The organism is Acetobacteraceae bacterium, assembly GCA_004843165.1.
In the GTDB taxonomy this organism is placed as follows: domain Bacteria; phylum Pseudomonadota; class Alphaproteobacteria; order Acetobacterales; family Acetobacteraceae.
In genome coordinates, this window is record CP039459.1 from 488,619 (window position 1) to 513,613 (window position 24,995).

The window sequence follows — 24,995 nt, forward strand, 5'->3', positions numbered from 1 at the left end:
TTAAACGCTCTCTTGAGGATGGTGAGTATGCTCTTTAGACCATTCTCCAGAGGCATTTTGGCGCCAATAGGTTAGAATAAAACAATTTTGATCTCTCAGTGATTTCCAGCGCTTGCGCGCTGCATTTAAAAGCGTCTCATTATTGCCATCAAAGAGATTAAAAATACGCTGATATGGCTGTAAATTCTCCTCAAGGCAACCGCCATCTATTTGAAAAAGAAATTGCGCCTTATTTGGATTTTCTACTGGCATTTCTGGCCCTGAAATCCAAATAGGCTGATCCTCAGCCCTGCCATTCTTGCCTAAACTTTTAGAAGTCGCATGCGGCAACCAAGAAGTTGGCGTCTCATAGAGCCAAAGTTTTTGATCCAGCTCTGAGGCTAGAATATCAGAGGAGGCTCTGATCAGCGCCCGCTTCCCAAGATCCAATGTCTTAGAAAGCAAGCGTGGCAGAACCTCCTCTACCCGTAATCGCGTTAAATGGTAAAAAGCAATTTCAGGTTTTTGAGACAAGTTTTTATCCTGCGTAGCTATCTGCAAAATGATTCAATAGACGCACAGCAAAGCCTGTTGCCCCTTTTGGCCCAAGAGCTGTTGCATAATCTTTCCATGCAACAGCAGCGATATCCAAATGCGCCCATGGCGTATCTTCAACAAAGGCCTTTAAAAATTCAGCCGCTGTTGTCGAACCAGCGCCCCGTTTTCCCGTAATATTCTGAAGATCTGCCACAGGAGATTTAAGATCTTTGGCATAATCAGCCCCCATTGGCATACGCCAGATTTTCTCACCACTTACTTCTGCCGCTTTGAGCAACTTCGAAGAAACCTCTTCCGATCCAGGGAAAAGACCTGCATAAACATCGCCTAGCGCAATCACAATAGCACCGGTAAGGGTTGCCACATCAACCATCGCTTTTGGCTTATATTGACGTGCGGTATAGGTCAAAACATCGGCAAGAACCAAACGACCTTCGGCATCGGTGTTAAGAACCTCAATGGTTTTACCTTGATGACTGGTAACAATATCCCCCGGACGCTGCGCATCACCAGAAGGCATATTTTCAACCAAGCCGACAACACCAACAACATTAACTTTTGCCTTACGCAAGGCCAAAGCTTTCAATGCCCCGACAACAGCGCCTGAACCACCCATGTCAGATTTCATTTCATCCATACGTGCAGCAGGTTTAAGGGAAATTCCCCCTGTATCAAAGGTCACGCCTTTTCCAACAAAAGCAACCGGCGCGTCTCCTTGCTTACCACCATTATAGCGCATGATAACCGTATAAGGCTTACGGGAACTGCCCTGCGCCACGCCAAGCAAAGCACCAAAACCGAGTTTTTTCATGGCGGCTTCATCCAGAAGCTCCACCTCAACACCAACAGATTTCAGCTCTTCAATCTTTTTCGCATAGCTTTCCGGATAAAGGTCATTTGCCGGTGCATTGACCAAATCACGTGTAAAGATCGTACCATCCAAAATAGCTTTTAAAGAAATCCAGCTTTCATTGGCCGCTTTAAGATCTTCTTCACTGCCAGCGGTAAGCGCTGTAATCGCTCTAATCGAAGCCGTTTTTTTCTTCTCTGCCGCTTTGCCTGTAATATAATTATCATAACGATATGCTGCCAAAGAAGCGGCAAAAGCAACATTTGCCACGAGATCTTTTGCGGTAAGAATGCTCACGCTACCATCTTCTGTGCCACCAGAGGCAACAAGCGCCTGAATAGCTCTTCCTGTCGCCTGTTCTGCAGCAAGATGCGCAGGAAGGCTTTCTTCACCTTCCTTTGAAATTCCGACAACGATCAGATGTGAAAAAGCCTCTGTTGGCGCTGTTAAGAAAATATTCTGCCCAAGTTTTCCTTCAAATTTCTTAACTTTGGCCGCCCGCAAAAGCGTACCGTTTGTTTTTTCATCCAGAGCCTTAAAACGAGGACAATCCCGGAAGCCCTCGCCGCAAACAACCACAAGAGCCGTAGGTTTTTCTGCAGAAAACAAAGCCTCGTCATATAATTTAAAGGAGACGGGCACAGTCTCATTTGTTTTTACCATTTTTTTTCCCTTGCTTCTTTTGTTTCTCTTAAAGGATCAATGATTTCCTCTAAAAATTATCTCTATAACAAATATATAAGCGCCTCGTAACGCTCTTTCTAGGCATCTGCTTTTCATTTTCTCCAATGCTCTCTTTTTATTGAAAAAAAATCTCATTTTCCTAATAAAAACAGTCCCATTTCCGAACAGATTATTTTATAATTCTTTCATCATGAATAATGCCTTTCCTCCGACCCACCTTCTCCATAAAATCCGAACCCATACAGGCGAGTGGGGGGATACTTTTTGTACTTTACTCAAAACTGTTTTTGAGACGTCACAATCCATTTTAAAAGTGCGAAATCATGGGCTTCAAACCCTTCAAAAACCGGATGGCTCTCCTGTCACCAACGCTGATAAGATCGCACAGGAAATCATCTTAAAAGATATTCATGCTTTACCAACACCCTTTTCAAAGATAACGATTGTCTCCGAAGAGCTTCCGCCCTTACCAAAAGCCTCACCCCAAGGCGATTTTTGGCTCATTGATCCGCTTGACGGCACAAAAGGATTTATCAAAGGACGGCCTGAATTTTGTATTAATATTGCGCTCCTCCGAAACGGAAAAACCATTTTTGGCCTTGTTGGTGTGCCTGACCGTCATCTCATTTATCTTGCGGCGGAAGGCACCGGTGCATGGAAAATCAACATTAAAACAGCTTCTTTTGAACAAATCCACTGCAGGAAGCTAACAGCCGAAACATTAGCGCAAGAAGGATTACGAGTTGTTGCCTCAACACGCCCCAATAGCCGTAGTCTATTATATAAACATCTTGAAAAAAATTGTGGAAATCCCAAAATTTCTACCATTCAGGAGATGGGATCTGCCGTTAAAATTCTTGAAATTGCAGAGGGGAATGCGGATTATTACTATCAGCCAGGTCCGACAATGGCTTGGGATATTTCTGCACCGCAAATTATTCTTGAAGAGGCCGGCGGCATCATCCGCAAGCTTGACGGGCACCGCTTATCTTATGGTAAAGATGATTGGAAAAATAGTATTTTTGAGGTTATTGGAACTTCAGAAACACTATTAGACTAAAAATTTCCCGAAAAATACTTATCAAAGATAGACTTGGATTCCGACTATGCCACAAACCCATCTTTTTACCGCCCATATACGGGACCTTGAAAAAGCTGGGGCATGGTTAAGAGAAGGAAAACTCGTTTCTTTCCCGACAGAAACTGTTTATGGGCTTGGTGGCTCCGGTCTTTTGCCCGAAGCAATCGAAAATATTTACAAAGCTAAAGGCAGACCACGCAACAACCCTCTTATTCTCCATTTTCCCAATTTAGAAGCGGCATTTAAAGAGGCCGATCCGAATGCTCCCCTCTTTCCTCTCGCTAAAAAAATTGCCAAAATTTTTTGGCCTGGCCCACTGACACTTATTTTAAGGCGGGCATCTCACTCAAAGCTTTGCAATGAATCCTGTGCTGGCTTGCCGACCTTTGCGGCAAGGGTGCCTGAACCGCTTTCAACTCGCCAGATTTTAGAATTTGCAGGTGTTCCGATTGCTGCGCCTTCAGCCAATAAATCAGGACGTATCAGCCCTTCCAGCTATCAAGATGTCTTAGCAGAATTAGATGGGCGTATTGATGGGATCGTCGCCGGACAATCCTGTTCTGTTGGTATTGAAAGTACAATTCTTGATTTCAGCCAAGAAATTCCAAAAATCCTGCGGCCGGGGAAAATCATGACCAATGATTTACGTCCCTTTATCCCTAATCTACCACATTATGCACTTAAAACGCACATGGCGCACCCGGACGAAACATCCCAACCACCTCCCATTGCCCCCGGACAATTCCTCTCTCACTATGCCCCAACATTGCCTGTAAAATTAGAGGTCTCCATACCGAACCCAGAGGAGGCTTGGCTCTCTTTCAAACCAGCGCCAGACTCTTTTAAAGGACTCTCTTTCGCTCTTTCCCCTTCGGGAGACTTAGCAGAAGCGGCGACACGCCTCTATAAAGGTTTACGTTTTTTAGATCTTGAGGGGCAGAAACAAGGCTTGAAATCCATTGCTGTGGCTCCCATTCCACAAGAAGGGATTGGTATTGCGATTTTAGAGCGTCTTTTCCGAGCTGCTGCCCCTCGCCCTTCTCAGCAATCATAGTCCCTGTTGCATGCCCCGCACATTTTCTTTTTTTGCAATGATACGTTCCCGTTTCAGCTTCTATATTTTTTATTTGCTGCTCAAACGGTTAATTCTTTTGACATTCGCCGGTGTTCTTCTGATCTGGACGATCCAGTCCCTTCATTTTGTCGGCCTGATTGCGGCCCATGGGATGAGTCTGGCGATTTTCTTTAAACTCACTTCTCTCCTGCTCCCGACTTTTCTCAATATCATTCTGCCTTTAAGTACATTTGCTGTTATCTTATTTACCTACGAGCGTTTAACAACAGATCGGGAACTCACCATTTTACAAGGACTTGGGCTTTCCCCACTTCAGCTTTCCTGCCCTGCGATCGCCTGCGGTCTCTTTTCGCTTATGATTGGCTATGGACTTTCTTTGTTCGCTGTTCCTGCCGCCTATCACTCTTTCCATAAGCAGGAATTTCAAATTAAAAATGAACTTTCAGGCCTTTTTCTTGAGGAAGGGGTTTTTAACCATCTTCCCAATGGGATGACAATCTATGTTCAGGAAAAAGAAGAAAATAATTTTACGGGTGCTCTGATTGAGCAAGAAGCGCAGACAGGCGAACGGACAATTTTAATGGCGGAAACAGCGAGCCTCCTCCATGACGAAGACGGACTTAAAATTCTGCTTCAAAACGGGTCTCGGCAAACGATCAATAAAGAAGACAAAACACTTTCTTTTTTAGGGTTTGGTGAAAAGATTGTTCCTGTTTCGCCACCAACGACCGCTATACGTTCTTTTGATCCGCAAGAATTACCGCTTTCAAAACTTTTTCACTGTTCAAAAAATCTTCCGACTAGTCTCAAAGGGAAATTTCACGTTGAAGGATTTGAACGTATTGCAGCGCCGCTTTATAGCCTATCCTTTACGCTAATTGCACTTTTTTGGGTATTGTGCGGCCCGCCGAGAGGCGATCGAAAAGCGATGCTTCCCGTTGCCGGAGCCGTTCTATCCATGGCATTTTTTCTAGGGGGAAACCTTCTTTTGAGAAGTTTTACAGCCTTGCATGCCGAATTTTCCTTTCTTTTGTTTTGCTTTCCATCCCTCCCTATTTTAATTGCGCTTTTTATTCTTTTTAAGCATAGTGGACATCCTAAATTCCCTCCGACTGCTACGCTATTGTGAATATTATTTTAGAAAAAAAGATTAAAAAAAACGATCTAGCGGAACATTCAGCCCATTTACCGCAAACCCTTAGAACTTATGTCGCAAAAAAATTTTTTCTCTTAACAATTTGCGCAACAGCATCTCTATGCCTACTCATTAATCTTTTTGATCTTATTGATCTTCTTCGGAAGAGCGCTGGCCATCCACAAGCAGGTATTTGGATCGCTATCAAAATAGCCCTCTTGCACCTGCCATTTTATTTTCTTTCCATCGTACCTTTCGGCATTCTCTTAGGGGGCGTTAGCTGCTTCTTTTTTCTTGCCCGTGCCTCAGAGGTCACCGCAGCACGTGCTGCTGCCATTTCTGCATGGCAATTTCTCACCGGCCCACTTCTTGCATCACTTCTCATCGGCATTTTTGCTGTACTGGCGATTTCTCCCCTCTCTGCGACATGCTATCACAATGCTGCCGGCCTTGAAGAACATTACCTGACCAATCAAACCAAATCTTTAGATGAAGAATTATGGCTCAAAGAAAAAGATAACGGTCTCAAAGAAGATGGACATTTTATTTTGCATCTTTATGGGATTTCAAAAATTTCCTCTAAAAATAAGTACTCTTTTTTAGAGGCAAAGCGATCTACCCTGCTCCGTCTAGATCGAAATAATCATTTTCTAAGACGGGTTGAAGCCCAAGAAACACGCCTTGAAAAAGGCCGTTGGGTTTTTAAAAATACAATCGAAATTATTCCGGGAAGAGCCGCACGTTCCCTCCCTCATTTTTCCCTGCCAACCCATTTAACAGCCAAACGTGCGAAAAAAATTGGTGTTTCTGCCGATACGCTCTCTATTTGGAATCTTCCACGCAGTATTTACTGGCTTCAGGAGGCGGGATTACCGACCCGTAAGCAACAGCTTCACCTTTATACCCTCTTGGCCTTACCCTTTCTAAACGCTACAATGTTGCTAATCGCAGCAGGCTTTGCTTTGCGCCCTTTTCCGCAAAGGCAAAAAAAAGCGATTACCGTTATTGGGATGGGTATAGGAACCGGATTCTGCCTTTTTACACTTTCAAAAATTGCCGAGCAGCTTGGAAATTCTGGAAGTATACCGCCTTTTTTTGCGGCAACGCTTCCTGTTTTGGCAGGCCTATCTCTTGCGGGAAGCCTTCTTTTAAAAATGGAGGAGGGATAAGTTTTGTCATCCTCCTTTAGAAAATTATCCCATCGCCTTTATTGGCCTTTCCTCTTTACCCTTTTAATTTTTTTAGCCTGTCCGCTGTCGACCTTTGCGCAAAATCTAGGACCAGAAGGTGTCTCAGGATTTCAGATCGATAACAGCACTAGCCGCATGATTAAGCCTGGGAAAGTCACACCGGAAGAACCCATTACCTATCTGGCCAACCATGAAAGCTATGACAAAACAGGGCAGCTTGTCTGGTCAGGAAATGTTCGCATTTGGCAAGGGGAACAAGCTCTGCGTGCAGACCGTGTGACCGTTGATCGTCCCTCTGGCCTCTTACGGGCAACGGGGCATGTGGCCCTTCTTCAGCCTGACGGCAGTACGCTCTATGCCAAAGAGCTTGAATTTCAGAGCGGTATGAAAGACGGGATCGGACGGGCAATCTATATCCGTATGCAAGAAAATGCCAAAGTCGCCGCAAACGGATTGCGTGCCTCAGACGGCGTTGTCCAAGATTTGCGCCGTGTCTCTTATACCCCTTGTAATGTTTGCGCCAAAAATCCGCACAAAGCACCCTTTTGGCAAATTCAAGCGTCCGGTTTACGCCGAGATGATGACCATAAAAGGCTCGAATTTGAAAATGCTTGGATCAAAGTCTTTGGCCTTCCTGTCCTTTACATGCCCTATCTGAAATTAACAGATCCCTCTGTCAAACGGCAAAGCGGTTTTCTTCCCTTCCAAATCAATCCACACGACCGCTATTTAGGGACCTATTTTACCATTCCTTATTACTGGGTGATCGATAAAAGCTCCGACCTCACCTTAACGGGACTTTATTCGACAAAATCAGGCCCTAACTTTACCGTCAATTACCGTAAATATTTAAATTTTGGACGTATAAACGTTCAAGGCGGGGTCGGGGTTGATTCAGATAAAGAACAGGGCGGCGGCCAAAATGGCGCACAAGCCTATTTATTTGCCTCTGGTGATTTTATCTATAATAAATATTGGCATTATGGGGCGGATGTTAAAGTAACAACTTCTGCCAACTATTTACGAGATTACCGTGTTCCTGGTTACGGCAATGACTTCTTGCCCTCAACGGGATATATTGAAGGTTTTGGCCAAGGATCTCAGCTTCGCTTGGATGTCCAATTCTATCAAGCCTTGAACCAAGGAACCATTAATAACAATCTTCTCCCTTACTCCTTGCCGAGCTTCCTCTATAATTACCAAGGCCAGCCTGATAAATTAGGCGGCACATTTACAGTCCACTCAGAGGATTTTGATGTCTACCGAGCACAAGGACAGCGTGACCAGCGAGGAGAATGGCGTTTCCAGTACGACCGGCCCTTTGACGGCCCTTGGGGACAGAAATGGAAAGTTACCGGCCGTCTTGATTCAACCGTTTATCACTCGACCGAGCATAATTGCTACGAAACAAACAATAGTGACAGCTGCCCCTCAAGATATCTAACGCCAGGTGACCAAATTACGGGCCAAATTCTGCCAACCTTTGCCTTACAGGTGAACTGGCCCTTTATGCGGACATTTGCCCATGGACGGGGATTTCATATTTTTGAACCTATTGCCCAGTTTATTGCCGCCCCCAATACGGGCGGACAGCTCAACACGGATATGCCCGATGAAGATAGTTTTTACCATAATTTCAGTGATTCAACGCTCTTTTCTTTAAACCGTTTCGAAGGGACGGACCGTCTGGACGGTGGTGTCCGCGGCAATGTCGGGATTCATCAAAATTGGAGCTGGAAAGGCCATATGGTCGATATGCTCGTCGGTGAAAGTTTTCAAGACCATATTGCGAGAAACCAGATTCCCGGCGATGGCTTATCACGTCACCTTTCTGATCCTGTCGGACGCTTTCTATTTGCCCCCAATAACTGGCTCAATATTGTCGCCCGTGGAAAATACAATCCTTGGGAAGGACATTTCGACTATGGCGAAGGTCTCTTTAATGTCCGTGTACCGCATGTTAATTTAAATGCTGGCTATATTTATCAGGTTAATAATCCCTATTATTTCTATGACCCATATGGCGAAGTTGGCACCCAAGAGGTCAACCGCTTTGACTTCCAGCCGATGAACCAAATTACAGCTGCCGGGCAGTTTGATTATGCCGGCATGCATGTCGGCGCCTTTGCCCGATTTGATCCAACGACGATGCAAATGGTCACAAATGGCGGAAATATCGGCTATTCCAACGAATGTTTCGGCCTTGATCTCTATTATAGCAAACAATATACACGCATTGGTGGGGAAAGCCGTGGTTCCAGTTTCCTGCTCAATATCTTCTTAAAATCTATCGGAACCTTTGGTGCTGGCGGATCTGCTGGATGACAAAATATTTTATTTCTTTTCTCATCTCCCTTCTCTTTGCAAGCGCCTCTCTGCCGCTCAAAGCAGAGGAGGTCGCCGCAGAGGCTCAGGAAACCATTACGCCAAAAAGCATCACGGCGGATGATCCCAATCAAACAGATGCCCAAATCCTTGCTGTTGTGAATGGACAACTCCTAACCCGTGCGGATGTGGAGGATCGTGCAAGACTTTTTGTCGTCTCTACGGGCTTGCCGATCGCCCCCCATGTGATGAAACGGATGCGCTCTCAAATTCTTGAACAGCTGATTCAGGAAAAACTTAAAACCCAAGAAGTTCTCCGGCGACATATTGATATTCCACCGGAACAAATTGCCGCCTCCATTGCCAATATCGAAGAACGTAACGATATGCCTCGGAATGCTTTACGGGACAAATTAGCCAAGGATGATATTTCTCTCACAACTCTGATTGACCAAATCCGATCCCAAAGCGGCTGGATGGTTGTGCTGCGCCAAACATTAGGAGCGAGAGGACGTGTTCTTCCTGAACAGATAAAACAACGTCAATCGGCCCTTGAGCAAGAAGAAGGCCGCCCACAATATCTGATGAATGAAATTTTCATCCCTGTTCAAGATTCGGAACATCCGCAAAAAGAAATTGCCTTTGCAAATATGATTATTTCACAACTGCGTGGCGGTGCCCCTTTCCCGATTGTTGCCGCCCAGTTCTCTCAGGACCAATCAGCCCTCAACGGTGGCTCTCTTGGGTGGATGCAGGAGGATCACTTAGACCCTGCTGTTGTTGCAGTGCTTCAGAAAATGCCGGATGAAGCCATTTCCAATCCTATTCTTGTTCCGGGTGGTTTGATTATCACCACAGTACATTCAAGGCGAAAACTTGGGAAAGAAATGGGGACTTTGATTACTTTACGCCAAGCCTTTTTTCCTTTCAGCACGCCTCTAAATCCCAATGATCCCACCGAAGAGCAAAAAGCGCTTTTACAACAGGCGAACGAAGCCTCTTCCAATCTCCATTCCTGCAAGGAAATCGAAGCGCTTAATGACAAATTAGGCGCAAAAAAGGTGGGCAATCCCGGCACACAAGTGATGGAACGGCTTCCACCGCAAATGCATTCTATCTTAGAAAAACTGCCCAACAATACAGCCACAAAACCCCTTGTTGCCGGTGATGGCATTTCTTTGCTAATGATCTGTAGTCGACAAACACGCAATCTTGCACAGCTTACGCCTGGACAGATTGCGGATCAGCTTATGAATGAACGTATTGAACAAACCGCACGGCAGCTCCAGCGTACTTTGCAGCGAAAAGCCGTTATTGAAATCCGTCCTGCTGGACGTGCGGAGCTAAACGCATGAACACCTCCCCCCTTTCACCGCTTATCGCGAAAAAATCCTTGGGACAGCATTTTCTGCTTGATCCCAGCATTTGTGACAAGATTGCCAAACTTGGCGGCGATCTAACACAGCAAAATATCCTTGAGGTTGGCCCCGGCCCCGCAGGCTTAACCAAAGCCCTTTTAAGACAAGGGGCAAAAAATGTTTATGCAATTGAAATTGATGAACGGGCTTTTCCGCATTTAGAGGAAATTGAAAAAGATTCTGAAGGGCGTTTTACCCTGCTTAAAGGGGACGCTTTAAAAATTGACGGCGCACTTCATCTTGAAAGCCCTCGTCAAATCATTGCTAATCTGCCCTATAATGTTGGCAGTCCTTTGCTCGTCAAATTCTTGCGTCAAGCTTCCTTATGGGATCAAATGAATCTCATGTTTCAGCTCGAAGTGGCCGAACGCATTTGCGCAGAACCCAATAGTTCTGCTTATGGGCGACTGGGGGTTCTTGCACAATGGTGTGCGCAATGTGATATTGTTATGCGCCTGCCGCCAGGAGCATTTTCACCGCCTCCAAAAGTCCATTCCGCCATTGTGAGAGTCCTTCCACACAAAACACAGCCTTCTGAAGCGCTCTTTCAGGAAATGGAAAAAATTACCCATGCGGCCTTTGGCCAAAGACGTAAAATGCTCCGTAGCGCCTTAAAGAAAATGGGGGGCGAAAAACTTTTAGAAGAAGCAGGAATTGCACCAACAAGACGGGGGGAAACGCTTTCTATTGAAGAGTTTGACCGCTTGGCTAAAATATCGCTGCACCATAGAGAAAAATAATTTCTCTCTTAAAAACAATATTTGACAAAAAAAATACTGTCAGGTTACAGTCCCCCATACAAAAAAGACTGGAAGCAATTTGCCTCCAGCCTTTCTTGAATCAATCAATTTCCATCATCAAAGAGCTTTTTCCTGAGGGACAGGATAAAATTTCTATTAACGATGATGGAAATTTTCATGGTGCTTATCACCTGCTTTATGAGGACGCTTACCAAGTTTAAGCTCTTCCTCATGGTCTTTTTCAACAAAAACCTTGAAATTTTCTGGCTTTACCGCATGTTTATGTGCTTTGCGGTCTTTGACAATATGCGCTTTAAAACCCTTTTCAATAGCGCCTTTCGCTGCTTCTTTTTCTGTTTCAGCCTTATGAATGACTTCGCCATGAATATTTTTGGCTTCAAAATGTTTAATGGTTTCATCTTCTTCACGAGGCGGATGTGCGACGACAAAAGCATGTTTACGATCTGACATTTTCATAATCCTTAAAAAAACAAAAATAATGAGGGTCAGAGAATTAAGAGCAGTAACTCGAAAACCCTGCCCTCTCCTAAGAGTTTGGACTTTATTTTTTCAAAAACAATTCATTTTTTTTATTTTTTTAAATACTCGAGTCTCATCTTGTCGTCTGTTAAAAACTTACTCTAAAATTCGCATGCAAGTTATCTTGTCCTTGAAAAGCTCTTTTTTTAATTTTTTTCTCAAATTAAAAATAAGATGTACAAATTTTCTCCATAAACATTTAAAAAAACCGATTCGGGATAAAAAGTCCCCTCTTCCAGAATTTTCAGAAAATTGATGCGAAAGTGGAAGCCTCTAAAAAGGCGCTGATGCTTCCGCACCAGCGCCTTTTATAACTTCACACGAAAAAATAATCCTTTTTAGGGAAAGATTTTATGTGTGACCGCCGCAAATATCGCCCACCTTATGCGGGCGTTTATTATTCTTAATCTCTTTAGCATGTTCCTCTGGAACAAATTTTTTAAAATGTTCCGGCTTGGGCGTTCCTTTATGTTTGGGATCTTTGAGAATATGCGCCTCAAAGCCAAGTTTTATAGCCCCTTCTGCCGCTTCTTTCTCCGTAGGAGCCTTATAAACGGTTTTGCCCTCTTGCGTTGATTTCGCTTCAAAATGCTTAATCGCTTTACCTTCCTCACAAGGATGTGGAAGAACGAAGGCTTTTTTCTCTTTATTAGGCATAATAAATACCCTTTATCAAAACTAAGAAACAGGAGTGCCAACAGCAACACTGGAACCATTTCTTATCCTTTGAGTTGGAACCCTTTTAAAGCAAAGCACAAGCCGTTTTATTTCTTTTTTAAAACACAGAGTCGCCCCCTATTAGGAGATTTTTAAGGCTTCTATAATGCATTCTCATTAAAAATTTCTATTTTAAAATTTTATTCTTCTCCATATAAAAAAGGCTCCGGGCAGAGCCTCGGAGCCTTTCCTATAAGAACAAACAAGAGGGGAAGATTATTCCGCTGCTGCTTCTTCTTCTTTGTGTTCTTCTTGACCTTCAATGCCAAGATCAGCTGCTTCTGCGGCTTCATCTTCTGCACGGTTTTGAGTCTGAAGATCACCAAGGACGTTTTCGTCCTCTTCTTTTGCTTTCGCCTCTTCGCCACGTGCCTGACGCTCTGCTTCTTCAGCAGAACGGGCAACATTGAGCGTTACAGAGATGACAACTTCCGGATGCAAACGCACTTTAACTTTTGTTAAGCCAAGTGCTTTGATTGGCTGATCCAGAATGATCTGCTGACGAGAAACAGTTGCACCACCATCTTTTGTGATTGCATCTGCAATATCTCTGGCACTCACAGAACCATAAAGAGATCCGCTTTCGCCGGCCTGACGTAGAATAACGACGGAAAGACCTTCGAGACGTTTTGCAACATCTTGAGCCTCTTCACGGCGTTTTAGATTGTTAGCTTCAAGCTGCTGGCGTTCTTGTTCAAAACGCGCTTTGTTCGCAGCATTTGCACGAAGCGCTTTTCCCTGTGGAAGCAGGAAATTACGGGCATAGCCTGGACGCACTTTAACCGTGTCACCCATTTGTCCCAAGCCTTCGATGCGCTCAAGTAGAATAATTTCAGTAGCAGCCATCAGTTCACCACATATGGAAGAAGTGCAAGGAAACGGGCATGTTTGATTGCTTTAGCAAGTTCACGCTGTTTTTTCGCAGAAACGGCTGTGATACGGCTAGGCACAATTTTACCACGCTCAGACAAGAAACGGCTAAGAAGACGAACGTCTTTATAGTCGATTGCAGGCGCACCTGCTCCAGCAAATGGGCATGCTTTCCGACGACGGAAAGAACGACGTGCGCCAACAGCTGTACGGCGTGCGGCGGGATTGACTGTTTTTGGTGTTTCAGTGTTATCAGTCATTATTATCTCCTTCAGAATCCTGTGCCTCGTCATTTTCTTCGGAAGGCTGAGATTGTGAATGACCTTGTGGACGGCGACCACGGCCGCTTTCAAAACGTCCGCCTGCCTGTGGCTGGCCACCCTGACGCGGACCACGTGCCGGACGTTCATCACGACGGCTCATCATTGGTGTTTGACCTTCTGGAAGGGCATCAACACGAAGGGTAAGAAAACGAAGAATATCTTCGTCCAAAGACATTTGACGTTCGATTTCTTTAAGAGCGTCAGCCGGTGTATTCAGACCCAAAAAGACATAATGCCCTTTACGGTTTTTCTTAATACGATAAGCGAGCGGACGTAGCCCCCAGAATTCTTTTTTCTCGACGGAACCGCCGAGTTCGCCCAATTTACCTTCAAGACCTTCGATAAAAGTCTCAACTTGGGTCGTTGATAGATCATTACGCAAAATAAGCGTTAATTCATATAAAGCCATGCAAACTCCCTATGGCTAAAGTGATTTTCCCGTGCAAGAGCTAAGTGAAGTGCCCTTTTCCATAACAGCCTAGCGCAAAGCATCAGAAAAACGAGAACCTTATCCAATAAGGGGGCTTTCCATTTCTTTGAAAAGAATTGTCATGTCACAGGAACAGCCGGCACGCATGGGCAGCACCGGCAGGGAAAAACAAAATAGACCACAGAATCATCGAAAATGCAAGAATTATATATCCTTACAAAAACTCTGGACTTACAAAGACTCCCCCTAAAGCGCCCCTCTTTAAGGCGGTTAAGAAATTGAATCTTTTCTGAATTCTTTTATTTGCTGGACAAGTTCTCCCACAAATTGATTCATATTTTTAATATAGAGATTTCCGGCAAAGCCCTCTAAACCATCCAGCCTATACTCAAAATTATCTGTGTCATAAAGATAGAGAGAATCATTACCTGAAACTTTATCAATCAAGACCTGATTAGACCAGATTTCAGCAACATTATTAAGGACAATCAGTTTTCTTTTACCGACAAAGGCAGCGCTATGGAGTGCGGAACTTGCGCTTGCGATAAAAAGCCCGCCTTCCTTCCATAATTTTATTTGATCGTACAAAGAGAGCTCTTCAGGAGAGATAATCTCTATTCCCACAGCACGTAGTCTCTCCGTTAAAACGGCCTCGTTATGTATTTGCCAAATACCAGAAGACAAATGCTGTTTTGTAAAATAAATAATTCTGTTTGCGTTCGTGCCTGCTTCCCCTTGAATAAATTTGATGCCCTATCGCCTTCATCATCTCCGAATAAACCTGATGAGCATGACTATTTTCCTCAAAAGAGGACGCAGGCACATCTATTTTCTTAAATAAAATACCTTCTGAAAAGAAAGAAACATTTTCAGATGACAAACCCAATATAGACCAAATTTCACGCATATAAGGTTGCGTAAATAATGCCTCTTTATTGGGCTGGCCATTAAAAACCAAACGAAGTTTTTTACGATCCAACGAAGGCAATGCCCAAATTCTAGAAAGGGCGCCAATTAAAAAATGACCGTAATGCTGCTTCACGTCACCAATATAGAAATAATGATATTCCTCCGAAGCGAACGCAAACTACTTTCTATTTACCTCTGTATAAAGAGCATTAAGCGGAGAATACGGCGAAGGAATCCCTCTATAAGCGATACTTTCTGAAACAACACGTCCCAAAGGATAAAAAAGGCCAGCCTTTTCACCAGCAAAAACACTCGGCAAAAAAGTTACATTTTCTACTGTCAAAAAGGGCGGTTTTTCCTCAATAATTTCAGTCCCACCGTAAATTTGTTGGCAGGGTTTAAGCATCCATCCTCTCCGAAAAAACCCAAATATCAAAAGCGCCTCGCTCTTTTTAAACAAAGAACGAAGCGCTTTTGAAAACTTCTTAAAATCCCGACTTTTTAAACATCTAAAAAGGATTTTAACTTTTTAGAGCGTGTTGGATGTTTGAGCTTACGCAAAGCTTTCGCTTCGATCTGGCGAATACGTTCTCTTGTGACATTAAACTGCTGTCCCACCTCTTCGAGCGTATGATCCGTATTCATCCCGATTCCAAAACGCATTCTCAACACACGTTCCTCACGGGCTGTCAGTGAGGCTAAAACCTTTGCCGTTGCATCACGCAAATTTGTATGAATTGCGGCATCCAGTGGAATAATGGCTGATTTATCCTCAATAAAATCTCCAAGATGGCTATCTTCCTCATCCCCGATCGGGGTTTCAAGAGAAATAGGCTCTTTGGCAATTTTGAGAACTTTACGCACTTTTTCCAAAGGCATTCCAAGCTTTTCTGCCAACTCTTCTGGCATTGGCTCACGGCCAATTTCATGCAGCATTTGGCGAGATGTCCGAACCAATTTATTGATTGTCTCAATCATATGAACAGGAATACGGATAGTTTTTGCTTGATCTGCAATGGAGCGTGTAATCGCCTGACGAATCCACCATGTCGCATAGGTTGAGAATTTATAGCCCCGGCGATATTCAAACTTATCGACAGCTTTCATCAAACCAATATTGCCCTCTTGAATCAGATCAAGAAATTGCAAACCACGATTAGTATATTTTTTTGCAATGGAAATCACCAATCTAAGATTGGCCTCAATCATTTCCTTTTTTGCACGGCCGGCATCGCGTTCCCCACGGGAAATCGTTTGATAAACCTCTCTAAATTCCGAGATTGGTAAGCCCATGCGGTGCACTAAACTCGCCACCTCATCGCGTAATTTTTCTAAACGTCCACGATGATTTTCAATGAGTTTTTTCCAGTTTTTCCCCGGAAGTTTAGAAATTTCATCCAACCATAACGGATCAAGCTCACGGTTACGATAATAAGAGAAAAAGGTTTCACGACTTAGGCGGCACCCTTCTGCCAAACGCACCATTTTAGATTCAAGATCATTAAGACGCTTCACCTGCTTCTTAATCATTTCACTGATTTCTTCAATGCGGCTTGTGTGAAGCCTTAAACGACGGACATGCTTGACCAGCTCATCACGGATCTGGCGATATTCCTTCTCACTCTCTTTATCTAGCGCATCCCCTTGAAGCAGGACAACAATACGCTTTTCCTGTAATTTAGAGAGTTTTTGATAAAGAACCTCAAGAGAATCAAATTCTGCCATGATTTCAGGGCGTAATTTTTCTTCCAAAGCGACCAAAGAAATAGAGGGGGCATTCATGGCATCCTCTTCATCTTCGGACTCCTCTTCTGCCTCCTCTTCATCATGCTCTTCTGCCGCCTCAAGCGCCTCTTCTTCCTTTTCAGAGAAGCTCTGACTTTCTTCGAGATCAATCACTTCACGAAGGCTTAATTCGCCCAAACGAATTTTATTTGCCCATTCAATTAAGGCGGCAAAGACAATCGGACTGCGGCACATGCCGTCAATCATTTCACCCCAACCGGCCTCAATCCGTTTTGCAATGGCAATTTCGCCCTCACGAGAAAGAAGCTCAACAGCCCCCATCTCCCGCAAATACATTCTTACAGGATCATCTGTGCGGCCGGCACTCTCAGCGATATTTCCGCTGCGTCCCCCTTCTTTAACGGCAGGCTTACCTTCGGCATCCTCTTCTGCTTCGAGCTCTTCGTCTTCCTCATCCTCTTGATCAGATTCTTCGGAATTTTCAACGACTTGCACGCCCATTTCGGACAATGCAGACATAATATCTTCGATCTGTTCCGAAGACATCTTATCTTGAGGCAAAACAGCGTTCAGCTCATCAAAGGTAATGTGACCGCTCTCACGTCCCTTTGCCAGCAAGCGTTTGACGGCAGCAGACTGTATATCTAGCTGCATCCCATCCTGATCGGCAGTATCTCGTTCCGTATCAGCTGGAGTTTTTATCGCCATACTCTCATCTTCCATTGAAGCTTGGTTTTCATTTAAAAATCACGCCCCCATTTTAAATTATGAGACGTGAAAAAGTGCTAACTGCCACTTGGGGAATATTGGGTACTGTGTCAAGGGGGAGGAGATAAATTTTCACCCGCAGGCATGTCCGGCATTTCGCCTCGCCTTAGACGATCCCTTGCCTCAATCCTTGCTAGAAGGGCTTTCGAAAAAGTTTTTGGAGAATCACTCTCTTCAACTCTTTCATCATTTAAAAGCTCTCTTTCAATATCCCGTCTTACAGACTGGTCGAAAGATTTAATATCAATAAATCCATAAAAATGCCACCAACTTTCGACAATCGGTGCGCCTTCTGTGTCAATATTGCCCAAAGAAGCGAATTTTTTTACCTCTTCAGAAAAATCATTTGCCTCAAGAAAGCGCTTTAAACTCCCCTCTGCGTCTTCTTCACGCACCTCTTCTTGCTCATACCATTCAAACATTCTGTCCTGCAGGGCTAAAAGGCGACGGTTTCCTCCGAAATCCAAACGGGAAAAAGCCTCCTCTATCCACGGAAAAATTTCAGGATGTTGCATTAAAATGCCGAAAAGAATCTCATAGCGCTGCTGTGGCACACTTGCTTTTGAAAAAGCAATGATATTACTACCGCTTTCCAATATCTGAGGCGGAGAAAAAACGGACTTTGTTTGGCTGATCTGCTGATATTGACGGAATCGGCTTTGATTTCTTTCCCGGTTATTTTGCCAAGCACCCTTTGTTTTTTGTGTCCCCGAAAAACGAAAATGAGAGAAAAAACGATCCATCCAAGAGGCACGGTATTCACTGCCCAAAATATTATCCTTAATCCGCTCACTTGCCTCTGTTAAAGCCTTGCGGAACTGCGCACGGCTATCCGCACCCTCCGGATCTATTTTTTCAGCCAGCAGTCCAAAATAGCTTTCATCCAGCGAAAGCGCATTTTCCACCCTTTTCCAGAAAATCTCTTTTCCCTCTTTCCGCACCATGCTGTCAGGGTCTTCCCCCTTGGGCAAAAAGCAGAATTTTAACCTTTTCCCTGTTTCCAAAAGCGGAAATGCCACTTCGCAAACCCGAAAAGCCGCCCTGCGCCCCGCAGAATCCCCATCAAAGCAAAAAACTGGTGCCTCTGAACTCCGCCACAGAAGACGCAGTTGATCTTCTGTCACTGCTGTTCCCAAAGGCGCAACGACACCGCCAATCCCTTGCTGACTCAAAGCGACAACATCCATATATCCCTCCACCACAATGATAGGAGATTGGCGGTCGATAAAATTTCTGGCCTGTTCAAAATTAAATAAAATATGTTTTTTAGAAAAAAGCGGCGTTTCTGGACCGTTTAAATATTTGGGCTTACTCTCATCTAAAACACGCCCACCAAAAGAAAGAACTTCTTTTTTACGTCCAAAAATCGGAATCATTACCCGATTAAAAAAGAAAGGCCGTGCGTCTCCTCCGTTTTGGGAATCTCGCAAAATCCCTGTTTCTTTCATTTGGCTTTTGGAAAAACCCTGCGTTTCTAAATGCGCCACAAGCGCATTGCCGGATTCTGCCCAGCCAAAAGAAAATCTTTCCGCAATTTCCTGACTAATGCCACGGGCGGCAAGATATTCTCGTGCAGCCCGCCCCTCAGGCGCATGGAGACAATCTCGATAATAAAGGCGTGCAGCCTCCAGCACATCACTTAACTGACGGCGAACCTCTCTTTTCTCTTCGGCGTGGATATCCGGCGCAGGCAAGGCCAAACCGGCCTCCCCTGCAAGACGCTCCACGACATCGGCAAACGTCCCCCCTTGCGTTTGATGAACAAAACCAATGGCATCCCCATGCGCACCGCATCCAAAACAATGATAATGATCATCATAGACATAAAAAGAAGCTGTCTTTTCCCCATGAAAGGGGCAGCAACCTTTCCAGTCTTTTCCCGAACGTGTGAGCTTTACCCGCCGCCCAATAATGGATGAAAGGGAAAGGCGAGATTTTAACTCATCAAGAAAAGAGGGTTCAAAACGCATTTAAGCCATTTTTCCTTTAAGAAAGGATCTCAAAAATTTACTTATTCATTAAAGAAGCACGGACCATTTTACCTGCCTTGCCAGCATCCAGCGCTGCACCGAATTTTTCTTTAAGCTCTCCCATAACTTTGCCCATATCTTTCATGCTTGGCTCAGACAATGTGGCAACAATTTTCTCAATTTCTGCTTTGAGGGCATTTTCATCAATTTCGGCAGGCAAATAGCGCTTAATCGTCTCAATTTCCGCCCGTTCTTTTTCTACCAACTCAGGACGGTTGCCTTTTTCATACATTGCAATCGAATCGAAACGAGATTTAACCATTGAACGAAGTGCTTTTTGGAGTTGTGCCTCATCAACTTCCTTTCCCGTTGCGCGGGATTCGATATCAAGATCTTTGAACTTTGCGGTAATGGAACGCAAACGTGCAACTTCCTCACGGTTACCTTCCTTCATTGAAAGTTTAAGATCATTCATAATTTTTTGACGCAAATTAAGTTCTGTCATTTTATCTCCGTGCATGATGCTTTAAAAATTTTATAGATGAGGCGTTTTTACCATTTTGAAGGCTCTGGTCACAAATAAGAAAATAAAAGAGAAGTTCCAGCACAGGGTATTCTCTGAATTTTAAGCCCGGTTTTCCATTGCATTCCCAAAAGAAACTTTCAAAAATAAAGCGACTAATAGGCTCTTTCTGCCCTCTTTTCTCTGAAAGTTTTCTGTGAAGATTTCACATTACGGTGAACTTCAAGTAAAAGCATCTATATATATCTTGAATTTTTATCTTTTACGATCTAGCGACTTTATCAATACGGAGAATTATGTCCTCCTCTTCTGCTTCTTCCTGTACCACACAGGATGCCTCTCTTGATGCCCTCATTGCGCCGCATGGGGCAACGGCTGCGCTTCTCTTGCAAAATGGCGATATTTTCTGGGGAAAAGGTTATGGTGCCCAAGTCATTACCGACCCTGCTGAACTTTGTTTTTGCACTGCCACGACAGGTTATCAAGAAACTTTAACCGACCCTTCCTTTCGTAAGCAGATTATTACTTTTACGTTCCCCCACATTGGCAATACGGGCATTAACAGCTTTGATAACGAGGCCAGCCATATCAGTGCGCTGGGACTAGTGACCAAAGAGCTTCCTACCCCGCCCTCTAGCTGGCGTTCTGAAAAAACCCTTCCGGAATGGCTGATAGAGCAAAGCCGCCCCGGTATTGCCGGAATTGACACAAGAAGACTTGTCACCCTTTTACGTCAAAAAGGTCCCCAAAATGCCATCATCGCCTTTCCCGCAGATGGAAAATTCGATCTCAAAGAGGCCTTTAAAAAATTAAAAGCATGGGAGGGACTGGAAAGCCAGGAGCTCGCAGCAGATGCTGCCGGTGAAAGCCGCAAATGGTCTGAAGGCAAATGGCAAGAGCCGCTTCCAGAACATTCTGATCCGAAAATTCGTGTTGTTGCGCTGGATTTTGGTGCTAAAGACAATATCCTGCGTTCCCTCGTTTCCGCCGGTGCCGATGTGCATGTCGTTCCCGGTACGACCCGTTTAGAAGAAATTAAAGCGCTAAATCCAGATGGGATTTTTCTTTCCAATGGCCCCGGCGATCCAGAGGCAACGGCCAAATATGCCGTGCCGCTGATCCAAGCGCTTTTTAAGCTTAATCTGCCAATTTTCGGGATCTGTATGGGGCATCAGCTTCTCGCCCGTGCGTTAGGCGGTAAAACCTATCGCCTCAGCCAAGGACATCGTGGCACAAACCATCCCGTCAAAGAACTGACAACAGGCAGAGTCGAGATCACCAGCCAAAATCATGGTTTTGCCGTTGATCCGGAAAGCCTTCCTAAAGGGGTTGCTCCAACCCATATCAGTTTGTTTGATGGCTCAAATGAGGGGCTGGAAGTTTCAGGAAAAAATATTTTCTCTGTCCAATATCATCCAGAAGCAAGCCCCGGGCCAAGCGATGCAGGGCATCTCTTTGAAAAATTCATGACGATGATCCGTCAAAACCTTTCAAAAAACACTTCTAAGTAAAAGATGGATTGTTATGCCTAAACGTACAGATATTAAATCAATTCTCCTGATCGGTGCCGGCCCTATTGTTATCGGACAGGGCTGTGAGTTTGACTATTCCGGCGCTCAAGCCTGCAAAGCGCTCAAAGAAGACGGTTATCGCATTATTTTGGTGAACTCTAACCCAGCCACCATTATGACCGATCCTGATTTGGCGGATAAAACCTATATTGAACCCATCACGGCAGAGTTTTTAACCCGTATCATTGAAAAAGAAAGACCAGATGCGCTTTTACCGACAATGGGTGGACAAACAGCCTTAAATGCGGCTTTGGAGCTTGATCGTTCAGGGGTTTTGGAAAAATTTGGCGTCGAATTGATCGGTGCCCGTGGCGATGTCATTGACAAGGCTGAAAACCGTCAAAAATTCCGTGAAATTATGGATGAAGCCGGCCTTTCCAGCCCAAAAAGCTTTACCACCCATACGCTCGAAGATGCCCAGCAAAAACTTTCTGAAATCGGCTTGCCTGTTATTATTCGCCCCTCCTTCACCCTTGGCGGTGCCGGTGGTGGTATCGCATATAACAAGGCAGAATTTGATGAAATCGTCATGTCTGGCCTGAATGCCTCCCCAACAACGGAAGTCTTGGTTGAAGAATCCGTCATTGGCTGGAAAGAGTATGAGATGGAGGTCGTCCGTGACATCGCCGATAACTGCATCATTGTCTGCTCAATCGAAAATATTGACCCGATGGGCGTACATACAGGGGATTCCATTACCGTTGCCCCTGCCCTAACTTTAACGGACAAAGAATTTCAAAAAATGCGTGATGCGTCTTTGACCGTTTTGCGTAAAATTGGTATCGAAACGGGTGGCTCTAATGTGCAGTTTGCCATCAATCCAAAAGATGGCCGCATGGTTGTCATTGAGATGAACCCACGTGTTTCGCGTTCTTCTGCACTGGCTTCCAAAGCAACAGGCTTCCCCATTGCAAAAATTGCAGCCAAGCTAGCCGTTGGCTATACGCTCGATGAGCTGGATAATGATATTACCGGCACAACACCAGCAAGCTTCGAGCCTGTCATTGACTATGTTGTCACAAAAATTCCACGCTTTGTCTTTGAAAAATTCCCGGCAACACCGGCCCTGCTTTCCACCTCTATGAAATCGGTTGGGGAAATTATGTCCATTGGGCGTAATTTTGCGGAATCTCTTCAAAAGGGATTGCGCTCCATGGAAACAGGTCTCGAAGGTTTGGATGATCTTCCAGCGCCAAAAGACGGTACCTTGGAAGATTATCTTGAAGCTCTGGCAACGCCTCGTCCTGATAGATTGCTTTTGATTGCGCAAGCCTTCCGTGCGGGTGTCTCCTTCGATCAAATCTTAGGCGCAAGCCAATATGACCCTTGGTTCCTTCACCAAATCCAAGAACTGGTTGCCAAAGAATCCGAAGTTAAAAAGAACGGCCTGCCAAAAACGGAAGCAGACTGGCGTCATCTAAAATCACTTGGTTTTTCAGATAAACGCCTCGCCACCTTGTGCGACCTCACAGAAAAAGATGTCCGTGAGGCACGCTATGGCTTTGAGGTACATCCTTTTTATCAAAGCGTTGACACCTGTGCGAACGAGTTTGATGCCAGAACCTCTTACTTCTATTCCAGCTATGAAGGCAATGGCGCTTCCCAAGGCTATACTTCTTTAGTCAGAGAAGCAGAAAAGCATGATAAAAACCGTAAGAAAGTTATTATTCTGGGAGGTGGCCCCAACCGTATCGGTCAAGGCATTGAATTCGATTATTGCTGTGTTCATGCCGCCTATGCCCTTCGGGAAGCTGGCTATGAAACCATTATGGTCAACTGCAATCCAGAAACAGTTTCAACCGATTATGACACTTCTGACCGCCTTTATTTTGAACCGCTTACAGAAGAAGATGTCCTTGAAATCCTACGGGTTGAGCAAAAAGCAGGAACATTGGTCGGCTGTTTGATTCAATATGGCGGCCAAACACCGCTAAAGCTGTCCCGTGCCCTTGAGGAAGCCGGCATTCCTATTCTTGGAACCTCTGCCGATGCGATTGACCGTGCCGAAGACCGTGAGCGCTTCTCCGCTCTTTTACGCAAGCTTGACCTAAAACAGCCCAGAAATGCAATTGCCCTGAACCAGCAAGAAGTTCTCGATAAGGCAGAAGATGTCGGATATCCTTTGGTTGTCCGCCCCTCCTACGTCTTGGGCGGTCGTGCTATGGCCATTGTCCATGACCGTGCCGGTTTGAAACATTACCTCACAGAAGTCTTAGACCGTGCCGGGAAAGATGTCTCTTCCGGCCCTGTCTTGCTCGATCATTATCTCAATGATGCGATTGAGGTGGATGTCGATTGCATTGCCGATGGTGAAAACGCCCATGTGGCAGGGGTAATGGAACATATTGAGGAAGCTGGTATCCATTCTGGAGATTCCGCCTGCTCTTTACCGCCTTACAGCCTTTCTCCGGCGCTTGTGACACGTCTGCGTTCTCAAACAGAAGATCTTGCAAAAGAGCTTAATGTTAAGGGGCTGATGAATGTCCAATATGCGATTAAAGATAATGAAATCTATGTTCTTGAAGTCAATCCAAGAGCTTCCAGAACCATTCCATTTGTTGCCAAAGCAACCAATGTCGCCGTTGCAAAAATCGGTGCCTTGGTCATGGCAGGCGCAAAACTTTCTGAGTTTTCTCTCATTCCGGGAGCTGCCCTTCCTTATATCTCCGTGAAAGCCCCTGTTTTTCCGTTCAAACGTTTTGCAGGTGTCGATACAATTCTCGGCCCTGAAATGCGTTCAACGGGTGAAGTCATGGGACGGGATGTAAATTTCGAGAATGCATTTGCCAAAGCCCAGCTAGCCGCAAATATGCGCCTTCCACTTTCTGGAAATGTGCTGCTTTCTTTGAAGAATGAGGATAAGAAGGAATTGCCCTTCCTTGCGAAAAAATTGATTGAAATGGGCTTTAAAGTCAGTGCGACACCGGGGAGCGCAGATTATCTCCAAGAAAAAAATATTCCTGTTCAACGCATGAATAAACTCTTTGAGCAACGTCCTCACTGTGTTGATTCAATCCGGTCTGGCGAAATCCAGATGGTCATCAATACCGTTTCAGGGCGTCAGGCCTCAAAAGACAGTTTCCAAATCCGCCAAGCGGCTTTGATTATGGATGTGCCCAACTATACGACTCTTTCAGGGGGTAAAGCGGCAATTTATGCGATTGAGGCTTTGAAAAAAGACAATATCGACATCGCACCCTTGCAGGAATAAAAGTTTAGGAACACTTTAAAACTTGCTTAAATGGCGCAGTTTTTTCACAAAGGCTGCGCCATTTTCTATCTTAAGATCAAAACGGAAACCTGCGTCCAAGTATCGTAACAATTCCCAGATTTAAGATGTCGATGAATTTTTTCCATCTTCATTTGATTGTTTCTTTTCTGGCTTTTCCATTTTAGGAGATAAATTAGGCGCCAATGCCTCACCCGGCTTGGGATAAAACGTATCATTAGGAACCCTAACGCCCGGCACAAAGCTGTCTGGCATGGGTTCAAATGTTGAGTGATCTTTTACCATTTTCTTAATTCCTATTCTTTTTAAAATTAACTGAATTAAGCTTAGATTCTAAGCTTTTCATAATTTCTAAAACGGCGCA

At 44.6% G+C, this 24,995-nt stretch carries 23 protein-coding genes; 9 read left to right on the top strand and 14 right to left on the bottom strand.

Annotated features, from left to right (window positions below):
* Together FAI41_02350 and FAI41_02355 are read right to left on the bottom strand one after the other, a co-directional pair.
* Complete coding sequence (locus FAI41_02350) at nucleotides 1-546, bottom strand: DNA polymerase III subunit chi (protein QCE32509.1); 546 nt, start codon at nucleotides 544-546, stop codon at nucleotides 1-3.
* Nucleotides 518-2,050 carry a leucyl aminopeptidase gene (locus FAI41_02355; protein QCE32510.1) on the bottom strand — a complete coding sequence of 511 codons (1,533 nt, stop codon included), beginning with the start codon at nucleotides 2,048-2,050 and terminating at the stop codon, nucleotides 518-520. The genes FAI41_02350 and FAI41_02355 overlap by 29 nt, the downstream gene beginning before the upstream one ends.
* A 211-nt stretch (nucleotides 2,051-2,261) precedes the next feature.
* Here FAI41_02355 and FAI41_02360 point away from each other — a divergent pair, with 211 nt between their 5' ends.
* The 7 genes from FAI41_02360 (at nucleotide 2,262) to rsmA (ending at nucleotide 11,035) form a co-directional block, all read left to right on the top strand.
* The gene (locus FAI41_02360; protein QCE32511.1) at nucleotides 2,262-3,131 is read left to right on the top strand and encodes a 3'(2'),5'-bisphosphate nucleotidase CysQ; all 870 of its coding nucleotides are present in this window, start codon (nucleotides 2,262-2,264) and stop codon (nucleotides 3,129-3,131) included.
* 46 nt (nucleotides 3,132-3,177) lie between these two features.
* Nucleotides 3,178-4,206: a threonylcarbamoyl-AMP synthase gene (locus tag FAI41_02365; GenBank protein QCE32512.1), complete on the top strand. Its 1,029-nt coding sequence runs from the start codon at nucleotides 3,178-3,180 to the stop codon at nucleotides 4,204-4,206.
* Nucleotides 4,207-4,216: 10 nt separating this feature from the next.
* On the top strand, nucleotides 4,217-5,356 hold the full coding sequence (locus FAI41_02370) for an LptF/LptG family permease (protein QCE32513.1): 1,140 nt from the start codon (nucleotides 4,217-4,219) through the stop codon (nucleotides 5,354-5,356).
* Nucleotides 5,329-6,531, top strand: coding sequence for an LptF/LptG family permease (locus tag FAI41_02375; GenBank protein ID QCE32514.1), 1,203 nt, complete (start codon nucleotides 5,329-5,331; stop codon nucleotides 6,529-6,531). The genes FAI41_02370 and FAI41_02375 overlap by 28 nt, the downstream gene beginning before the upstream one ends.
* 156 nt (nucleotides 6,532-6,687) lie before the next feature.
* Complete coding sequence (locus FAI41_02380) at nucleotides 6,688-8,877, top strand: LPS-assembly protein LptD (GenBank protein ID QCE33767.1); 2,190 nt, start codon at nucleotides 6,688-6,690, stop codon at nucleotides 8,875-8,877.
* A complete protein-coding gene (locus FAI41_02385; GenBank protein ID QCE32515.1) occupies nucleotides 8,874-10,232 on the top strand; it encodes a peptidylprolyl isomerase in 1,359 nt (452 codons plus the stop codon). Before FAI41_02380 ends, FAI41_02385 begins: the two co-directional genes overlap by 4 nt.
* Nucleotides 10,229-11,035 (top strand): 16S rRNA (adenine(1518)-N(6)/adenine(1519)-N(6))-dimethyltransferase RsmA, encoded by an 807-nt coding sequence (rsmA, locus tag FAI41_02390; protein ID QCE32516.1) that lies wholly within the window; start codon nucleotides 10,229-10,231, stop codon nucleotides 11,033-11,035. The genes FAI41_02385 and rsmA overlap by 4 nt, the downstream gene beginning before the upstream one ends.
* Before the next feature lie 156 nt (nucleotides 11,036-11,191).
* Here rsmA and FAI41_02395 read toward each other — a convergent pair whose 3' ends face one another.
* The 11 genes from FAI41_02395 to FAI41_02445 form a co-directional block, all read right to left on the bottom strand.
* The gene (locus FAI41_02395; protein QCE32517.1) at nucleotides 11,192-11,506 is read right to left on the bottom strand and encodes a hypothetical protein; all 315 of its coding nucleotides are present in this window, start codon (nucleotides 11,504-11,506) and stop codon (nucleotides 11,192-11,194) included.
* 420 nt (nucleotides 11,507-11,926) lie between these two features.
* On the bottom strand, nucleotides 11,927-12,232 hold the full coding sequence (locus FAI41_02400) for a hypothetical protein (GenBank protein ID QCE32518.1): 306 nt from the start codon (nucleotides 12,230-12,232) through the stop codon (nucleotides 11,927-11,929).
* 276 nt (nucleotides 12,233-12,508) lie between these two features.
* Nucleotides 12,509-13,138 (bottom strand): 50S ribosomal protein L9, encoded by a 630-nt coding sequence (locus tag FAI41_02405; protein QCE32519.1) that lies wholly within the window; start codon nucleotides 13,136-13,138, stop codon nucleotides 12,509-12,511.
* Nucleotides 13,138-13,422, bottom strand: a complete 285-nt coding sequence (rpsR, locus tag FAI41_02410; GenBank protein QCE32520.1) for a 30S ribosomal protein S18 — start codon at nucleotides 13,420-13,422, stop codon at nucleotides 13,138-13,140. The genes FAI41_02405 and rpsR overlap by 1 nt, the downstream gene beginning before the upstream one ends.
* Nucleotides 13,415-13,894, bottom strand: a complete 480-nt coding sequence (locus FAI41_02415) for a 30S ribosomal protein S6 (GenBank protein QCE32521.1) — start codon at nucleotides 13,892-13,894, stop codon at nucleotides 13,415-13,417. Before FAI41_02415 ends, rpsR begins: the two co-directional genes overlap by 8 nt.
* Nucleotides 13,895-14,185: 291 nt before the next feature.
* Nucleotides 14,186-14,665, bottom strand: a complete 480-nt coding sequence (locus FAI41_02420) for a glycosyltransferase family 61 protein (GenBank protein ID QCE32522.1) — start codon at nucleotides 14,663-14,665, stop codon at nucleotides 14,186-14,188.
* Nucleotides 14,571-14,966, bottom strand: a complete 396-nt coding sequence (locus tag FAI41_02425; protein QCE32523.1) for a glycosyltransferase family 61 protein — start codon at nucleotides 14,964-14,966, stop codon at nucleotides 14,571-14,573. Before FAI41_02425 ends, FAI41_02420 begins: the two co-directional genes overlap by 95 nt.
* Nucleotides 14,967-15,002: 36 nt before the next feature.
* Nucleotides 15,003-15,230, bottom strand: coding sequence for a hypothetical protein (locus FAI41_02430; protein ID QCE32524.1), 228 nt, complete (start codon nucleotides 15,228-15,230; stop codon nucleotides 15,003-15,005).
* Nucleotides 15,231-15,325: 95 nt separating this feature from the next.
* The gene (rpoD, locus tag FAI41_02435; protein QCE32525.1) at nucleotides 15,326-17,278 is read right to left on the bottom strand and encodes an RNA polymerase sigma factor RpoD; all 1,953 of its coding nucleotides are present in this window, start codon (nucleotides 17,276-17,278) and stop codon (nucleotides 15,326-15,328) included.
* A gap of 110 nt (nucleotides 17,279-17,388) precedes the next feature.
* Nucleotides 17,389-19,308: a DNA primase gene (locus FAI41_02440; protein QCE32526.1), complete on the bottom strand. Its 1,920-nt coding sequence runs from the start codon at nucleotides 19,306-19,308 to the stop codon at nucleotides 17,389-17,391.
* Between the two features lie 37 nt (nucleotides 19,309-19,345).
* Nucleotides 19,346-19,813 (bottom strand): GatB/YqeY domain-containing protein, encoded by a 468-nt coding sequence (locus tag FAI41_02445; protein ID QCE32527.1) that lies wholly within the window; start codon nucleotides 19,811-19,813, stop codon nucleotides 19,346-19,348.
* A 314-nt stretch (nucleotides 19,814-20,127) separates the two neighbouring features.
* On the opposite strand from FAI41_02445, the gene carA reads away from it, so the two are divergent.
* Both carA and carB read left to right on the top strand, forming a co-directional pair.
* Nucleotides 20,128-21,342 carry a glutamine-hydrolyzing carbamoyl-phosphate synthase small subunit gene (gene carA, locus FAI41_02450; protein ID QCE32528.1) on the top strand — a complete coding sequence of 405 codons (1,215 nt, stop codon included), beginning with the start codon at nucleotides 20,128-20,130 and terminating at the stop codon, nucleotides 21,340-21,342.
* A 13-nt stretch (nucleotides 21,343-21,355) separates the two neighbouring features.
* Nucleotides 21,356-24,613 carry a carbamoyl-phosphate synthase large subunit gene (gene carB / locus FAI41_02455; GenBank protein QCE32529.1) on the top strand — a complete coding sequence of 1,086 codons (3,258 nt, stop codon included), beginning with the start codon at nucleotides 21,356-21,358 and terminating at the stop codon, nucleotides 24,611-24,613.
* A gap of 120 nt (nucleotides 24,614-24,733) precedes the next feature.
* Here carB and FAI41_02460 read toward each other — a convergent pair whose 3' ends face one another.
* Nucleotides 24,734-24,916: a hypothetical protein gene (locus FAI41_02460; GenBank protein ID QCE32530.1), complete on the bottom strand. Its 183-nt coding sequence runs from the start codon at nucleotides 24,914-24,916 to the stop codon at nucleotides 24,734-24,736.
* Nucleotides 24,917-24,995: the final 79 nt, after the last annotated feature.